The organism is Oerskovia gallyi (assembly GCF_014836745.1).
Lineage (GTDB): Bacteria > Actinomycetota > Actinomycetes > Actinomycetales > Cellulomonadaceae > Oerskovia > Oerskovia paurometabola.
On sequence record NZ_JACSQE010000004.1, the window covers coordinates 250,808 to 257,560 of the forward strand.

Annotated in this window: 5 protein-coding genes; 2 read left to right on the forward strand and 3 right to left on the reverse strand. The window is 75.9% G+C overall.

Features of this window, described 5'->3' with window-relative positions:
* Positions 1 to 86 precede the first annotated feature (86 nt).
* Complete coding sequence (locus H9640_RS06885) at positions 87 to 1,619, forward strand: glycosyltransferase 87 family protein (RefSeq protein WP_191789965.1); 1,533 nt, start codon at positions 87 to 89, stop codon at positions 1,617 to 1,619.
* Positions 1,620 to 1,655: 36 nt separating this feature from the next.
* Here H9640_RS06885 and H9640_RS06890 read toward each other — a convergent pair whose 3' ends face one another.
* The 3 genes from H9640_RS06890 to H9640_RS06900 are packed head-to-tail and all read right to left on the reverse strand — an operon-like array spanning position 1,656 to position 5,732.
* Positions 1,656 to 2,435 (reverse strand): uracil-DNA glycosylase family protein, encoded by a 780-nt coding sequence (locus H9640_RS06890; protein WP_191789966.1) that lies wholly within the window; start codon positions 2,433 to 2,435, stop codon positions 1,656 to 1,658.
* Positions 2,436 to 2,456: 21 nt separating this feature from the next.
* The gene (locus tag H9640_RS06895) at positions 2,457 to 4,172 is read right to left on the reverse strand and encodes a S41 family peptidase (protein ID WP_191789967.1); all 1,716 of its coding nucleotides are present in this window, start codon (positions 4,170 to 4,172) and stop codon (positions 2,457 to 2,459) included.
* A 42-nt stretch (positions 4,173 to 4,214) separates the two neighbouring features.
* Positions 4,215 to 5,732, reverse strand: coding sequence for an amidohydrolase family protein (locus tag H9640_RS06900; protein WP_191789968.1), 1,518 nt, complete (start codon positions 5,730 to 5,732; stop codon positions 4,215 to 4,217).
* Positions 5,733 to 6,046: 314 nt separating this feature from the next.
* Between H9640_RS06900 and H9640_RS06905 the strand changes: the two genes are divergently transcribed.
* Positions 6,047 to 6,664: a carboxymuconolactone decarboxylase family protein gene (locus H9640_RS06905; RefSeq protein ID WP_191789969.1), complete on the forward strand. Its 618-nt coding sequence runs from the start codon at positions 6,047 to 6,049 to the stop codon at positions 6,662 to 6,664.
* Positions 6,665 to 6,753: the final 89 nt, after the last annotated feature.

Consider the following 6,753-nt stretch of genomic DNA (forward strand, 5'->3'; position numbering starts at 1 on the left):
CTGCTCCGCACTCGACGGCGCGGCGGCGAGGTGCGGCGTCAGGCCTCCGCGCGCGGCCCGGTGCCACGCCGGGCAGACTCGAAGAAGTGAGCCCCGCACCCCGCATCCCCCGCCCGGACCGCCGGCCGGGCGCTGCGCTGGGCTGGGCGGTCGCCGCCGGGGTCGGGGCGCTCGCGTTCCTCGTACGGTGGCACCTCGTGGGCGGGACGGTCGGCCTCCGCGGGTATCACGGGTACGACGACGGCGTGTACTTCTCGTCGGCCGTGTCGTTCGTGCACGGCCTCCTGCCGTACCGCGACTTCCTGCTCCTGCACCCGCCCGGCTCGATGCTCGCCCTGACGCCCTTCGCGGCGCTCACCGCGTGGACGAGCGACAGCGACGCCCTGGTCGCCGCGCGCGTGGGCTTCCTGCTCGTCGGCGCCGCGAACGCGGTCCTCGTGACGCGGGTCGCGCGACGGTGGGGCACGACCGCGATGGTCGTGGGCGGCGTCCTGTACGCCGTGTCGTACGCCGCGGCGTGGGCCGAGCGCATCACGCTGCTCGAGCCCTTGGGGTCGCTGTGCCTGCTGGGCGGGGTGGTGCTGGTGCTGCGCGGCCTCGATGCGGACCGGCACCCCGCGACCGGCCCCGGGGTGGGCTGGCTGTGGGCGGGCGGCGCGGTCCTGGGGCTCGGCGTGACGGTCAAGATCTGGGGCGTCGTGCCGCTCGCGGTCGTGGTCGTCTGGTTGCTCGTGACCGCGGGGTGGAAGGTCACGGCGCGGGCGGCCGCAGGGGCCCTCGCGGCGGTCGCGGTCGTGGTGGCGCCGTTCGCGCTGGCCGCGGGCGGGGACATGTTCCGCATGGTGGTGCTCGACCAGCTCGGGCGACCGCGCGAGAACGACACGGGCGTCCTCCAGCGGCTCACGTGGATCGCGGGCACGGGCGACGCGCAGTGGGTACAGACCCCGACGGCGCAGCTCGCCCTGGTCTGGGCGGTGCTGGGCGCCGTGGTCGTCGCGGCTGTCGCCGCCTGGGTCGGGCGGCGCGGTCGCCTGTGGGTCGTGCTGCTCGTCGTGCAGACCGTGGTGCTCGTGGCGTCGCCGTCGGCGTACCAGCAGTACGCGGCGTTCGTCGTCCCGGCGCTGGTCCTCGTCGTGGCCGCGGCGGTCTCGCTCGTGCCGGTGCGCTGGCGGGAGCCGGTCGCGGCGCTCGTGTGCCTGGGCTTCACCCTCGGGGCCGGGGTGACGGCGACGCAGCGCGTCGTGCCGTTCCCGGCCGCCGAGGTGCGGTCCCACCTGCCGGTCGACGGGTGCGTCCGCGCCGACTCCCCCGCGCTGCTCGCGCTGACCGACGTCCTGAGCCGTGACCTGGCCCGCGGCTGCGAGCTGCCCGTCGACCTGTCGGGGTACGCGTACGACGTCGGGTCGAAGGACTCCGCGGGGAACCCCGTACCACGCGCCCGGAACGCCGCGTGGCAGCGGGAGGCGTTGCGCTACCTGACGTCGGGGTCGGCGACGCTCCTGGTGCGTTCGGTCGGGAACGGCTTCGACGAGGCGACGACGCGGACCCTCGACGGGACGACCACGACGGTCCTGGACCTGCGGGGCGTGCGGGTGCTGGCCCCGGGCGGCGAGCCGTAGGACGACCGGGGTCCCCGGGCCCCGGACGTCCCGGCCTCACTCCGCTCCTCCCGGCGCCCTCCACTCGATCGTGTGGAGGGCGTCGCTGCGTGGTCGCCGGACGCTGCCGTTCTCGCCGAGCGCGCGGATCCAGGCGTCGTCCCCGAACCAGTCGGGCATCCCGTAGGGAAGGTCGCCGCGCGGGATCGGCGCGTAGTCGCTCTCCTCGAAGGTCGCGCCGTAGTTCGGGACGGTCGCGTCGCCGTCGGGGTCCGGCGTCACGACGCCCCGCAGGTCGCCGACCGCGTCGCGCCACGCGTCGAGCAACGCCTCGGGGTCGCGGCTCGAGGGGTGCGGGACCTTGTGCACGGGGACGTCCGGGGCGCCCTCCCAGCGCGCCAGCGCGTCGCGCGCCTGGGCCCCGAACGCGACGACCGCCTGGAGCCCTGGCCCCGTGACGGCGTCGAACAGCTCGTTGCGCCAGCGCGTGTGCTCGGGCGCGCGCAGGATCTCGCGCGCGGCCTCGTCCGCGCGAGAGGGCAGCGTCGCGTACGCGTAGGCGTTGAGGCACACGTAGCTGCGCGTCAGCCCGAGCTTGGTGAGGAAGCCCTGGACGCGCTGGCCCGCGTTGCCCACCAGCGAGCGGCCCGCGATGCGTTCGGTCGGCCCGGGGTCGGACGCGATGACGAGCAGGCGCGCGGACCCGTCGAGGCGGCCCCGGTAGAACACCGGCCCCCAGTCGTGCCAGAACAGCGCGGCGTGCTCGCCGTAGCCCGGGAGCCGCTCGAAGATCTCGGCGACCTGGGGCGGTGGTCCGGGGTCGTGGTCGGTGCTCATGTCTCCTCCTGTCGTCCCCGCTCAACCGCCGCGGAGCAGCCCCAGGCAGAACGCCTGGAGGTCGACGTTGCCCCGCAGCAGGTCGTCGCGGGTCATGTCGTACGGGACGCCCGCGATGCCGAGGTCCTCGACCGGGATGCCGTCGCCCCGGCCCGAGCGGATGGTCCGCCGCACCGCGACGGTCAGCGACGTCCCGGCGGGCATGGGCGGCAGCGCGCGCTCGGTGCCCGTGAGCGCGTCGCGCACCTGGGACAGCGTCCACACGTTGGCCCCGCCGCCCCCGGTGGCCTGCCCGACGGCGACGAGGGGCCCCACGTCGTTGTCGACCCACCCGGCCGCGAACAGGTCGCCCGAGGAGTACGTGTTCGGGTCGACGACCGCGACCGCGGGTCCGGGGTAGACCCGTCCGCGGTCGTTGCACCAGGCGGGGTCGGTCAGCGGCAGGGGCTGCGCGTACTGCTCGCCTGTCGACACGGCGTCCTGGAGCGAGCCGTTCCACGCCTCGAGCTCGAGCCGGTTGAACGGGCTGGCGGCCATGAGCCGGGTGAGGGGCGTGGCGACGAGGCTGAAGCGCGTGGGGACGACCGGGTGGTCCGTGAAGAGCTGCAGCGCGCGCTCGGCGGCCCAGACGAGCCCGCCGGGGTTGCCGCGCAGGTCCACGACGACCCCGCCCGTGGGCAGCAGCCCCAGGAGCCGGGTCATCTCGTCGAGGTAGGCGGTGTCGTCGCCCACGTCGAAGGACCACAGGCGCAGCAGGCCGTGGTCGGCGTCGAGCGCCCGCGCGGCGAGGACGTCCTGGAGCGGGGTGGGGATCCAGTCACCGCCCGACGGCGCAGCTCCCCCTGCGCGGGCGACGCTCGCTCGCGTCGCGCTCGCCGGGGTGAGGGGCGGCGGTGGTGGCGCGGCAGGCTCGGCCTCGTCCTCGGTGGCCCACAGCTCGGGGACGAACGTGAGCTTCTTGGCCCGGCGCACGGCGTCCGCGGCCGGGTCGACCGCGACCTTGAGCGCGGCCCGCGTAGCCCGGCTCACGGCCGTCTCGGCCCGCCCGGGAGCGACGACCGTCCAGTCGAAGCGCGTCTCCCGGCTCGCCCCGCGGCGCGTCCGGTACTCGACGACGACCCAGTGCTCGTCGGGCGGCGGGCCGTAGTCGAGCGCGCGGAACGTGAGCGACTCGAGCGCCCGCGAGCGCCGCGCGTCGGGCCGTCCGCCGGTCTCGCGGTCGGCGTGGACCTCGACCGCGCGGGCGATGGGCACGCCGTTCCACGCGAGGACCTCGACGCCCGGGGCGAAGGACCTGTCCGTGGTGGCGCGGGGCCCCACCTTGGTCACGAGGAAGTGCGGCTCGTGCCCGGTGCCGTAGGCCTCGACCAGGAACGGCAGGGTCGCGACCTGCCCCCGCGCGGCGACGGGCCCGACATAGCGGGTGTGCGCGTCGCGCAGCCCCGTGAGGACGCCCGTGAGGGCGAGGTGGAACTCGGCGTCGGTCAGGTCGACGGCGCGGCGGCGCAGCAGCACGAGCCCCTGCACGGGGTCGCTCGCGTAGGCCGCGCGCTTGGCCGGCAGGTGGGCGTAGAGGCCGCCCAGGACCGTGACGAACGTGTCGACGACCTGGAGCCGCTCGCCGCCGTCGAGGTGCGCGGCCGAGGGGACGTCGGCGAGGGTGGTGCCCGTGGCGGCCTCGGCGAGCAGGCGCCGCACGCGGGCGTCGCGCGGGTCGGTGCTCGTGCTCCCGGTCATCGTGCTCCTCCCCCGGGTCGGCAGGATCGCTGCGGTGCGACCTCAGTAGTAGGCGCGCAGGCCGTCGAGCACGCCCGCGTGGAAGCCGCGCCCGACGACCTGCGCGAGCCAGGCGTCGTCGGGCGTCAGGGACTCGAGCGGCGGGACGGTGATCGTCCCGAGGTCGCGCGGGAGCCCGCCGACCGGGCCGACGCCCGTGGGCATGTCGAGCGCGAGGCGCAGCGGCGCGCCCGCGTCGCCGAGGCTCCCTGCCCACGCCGCGGCCCGCGCCTGGGCCGCGGTGATCTCGGCCTGCGGGTCGGCGCGGACCTCTTCGAGGCGGTCGACGACGTCGGACCACGCCCACGGCGTCGTACCGTCGTCGGGGTGCGTGAGGCTCAGGCGCATGTCGCGCGAGCCGACCGTGAGGGGCGTGAGGTCGGGCGCCCCCGCCGCGGCCGTGAGCGCGGGCGTCCCGTAGCGCGCGACGCCGTCGATCACGACGAGGTCCACGTCCTCCTCGGTCGCGGCCACGACGGCCCGGAACGGGTCGGCGCCACGCTGGGCGCGCAGCACGAGGACGTCCGCGAGCGCCCCGGGCTGCAGCCGCCCGGTCTGTCGCCCCCAGCCGCGTGCGAGGACGTCGCCGGGCACGCACGTCACCATGCGCACGAGGTCCTCGTCGCGGAGGCTCCACCCGGCGTGGTCGGCGGCGAGGCGCGCGGCCTTGAGCTCGCCCAGGACGTTCTTGCTGCCCGACGGCGCCCAGTCGGCCCCGAGGCACACCGCGATTCCGGCGTCCCTCGCCGCGGGGACGTCGGTGGTGACGCCGTAGAGCCACAGGTTGGAGAAGGGGGACCAGACGACGGCCCCGGGGTCGGTCCACCGGGCGAAGCCGGCCGCGTCGACCGCGGTCGCGTGGACCGCGACGAACCGGGGCTGGAGACAGCCGGCCGACTCCGCGTCGGTGTACTCGCGGGCGACGAGGCTGCCGGGCTGCCCCTCGGCGCAGTGGTAGACGAACAGCGAGCCGGCGCGCATGCGGTTGGCGCGGTCGGCGAGGTCGGCGGGCTTGGCCGTGAGGACCGACGCGAGGACCTTGTTGCGGTCCCCGGTCCCGAAGCTCTCGTCGTCGATCTCGCGCACGAGCCACCCGTCGCGCGGGCGGTTCATGGGCGGGGAGCCCTGGACCGAGGTCGTGCCGCCCACGAGAGCCTTGGTCTCGACGTACGCGAGGAGCTCGTGCGGGCTCGCGGTGATGAACGCGTACGCGGGCCACGTGGTGCTCGCGGCGTAGGTCTTGGCGCGGGGCCACGAGTCGTGGTGCGCGAACGGGACGGCCTGGGACGGCTCGGTCCACAGGGGCAGCGTGTCGTAGGCCAGGTGGTTGTGGAGGTCGATCAGGCCCGGCAGGACGAGCGAGCTGCCGACGTCGACGACCGGGCAGCCGTCGAAACGTGCGGGGCCCTTCGCCGTGCTCCGGGTGACGTCGGCGACGCGGCCGTCGTCGTCGATCCACACGCGGCCCGTGAAGACCGCGGACTCGGACGGCGCGACCGACCGGTCGTCCGACAGTGCCATGACGCGTCCACGGATCGCCCACATGAGATCCCCCCGGTCGAGCGACGGGCGTACCTGTTCTCGACGCTAGACCCGCCGCGCCGGGTCGGCGAGGTCGGGGGTGGGTGATCTTCCCGGCCCCCGGTGCCGAGCATGCGGTGGGCGTCGCCTCTCAGCCGATCCAGGACGCCCACCGCATGCTCGAGCGACGGGAACCGCATGCTCGGCGCGGGAGACCTTCCGGTCCGGCCGCCGCCGTGCCAGCCTGGAGGGACAGCCCCGGGGCGCGGTGCTCCCTACCGCGAGCGCACAGCCGCCCGGGAAGGAGACCTGCCATGAGCTGGATCCGAGAGGCCGACGAGAGCGAGCCCAGCGGCGCCGTCGCGGCAGCGTTCGCGAAGGACCAGGAGTCGCTGGGGTACGTCGCGAACCTCACGCGGCTCCTCGCGAACCGGCCCGCGGTGCTCGACGCGTGGATCGGGCTCAACGGCGCGATCAAGGCGTCCATGTCGCCGCGCCGGTACGAGCTCGCGACCCTCGCGGCGGCGCTGCGGCTCCGGTCGACGTACTGCGCGCTCGCGCACGGCGCGGTCCTCGCCGACCACCACGTCGGTGCCGACGCCGTGCGCGACGTCGCCGAGGGGCACGACACCGTCCAGCTCTCCCCGATCGACCGCGCCGTCATGGACCTCGCGGACAAGGTCGCCGCCGGGGCCGCCGACATGTCCGAGCCCGACCTCACCGAGCTGCGCGACCTCGGGCTCGACGACGGCGAGATCCTCGACGTGATCCTGGCTGCGTCCGCGCGCTGCTTCTTCAGCTCGGTCCTCGACGCGACCGGGACGCAGGCCGACGCGGTGTTCGCCGACCTCGACCCGGCGATGCGCGACGCCCTGACCGTGGGCCGGCCGATCGCGACCCCGGACCCCGTGGGCCGACACCTCGCCGGCTGACGCCCGGCCCCCGCCCGGCGCAGCTCCCGTCGCAGCTCCCGTCGCGGGGGGGGGGGGGGGGGGGGGGGGGGGGGGGGGGGGGGGGGGGG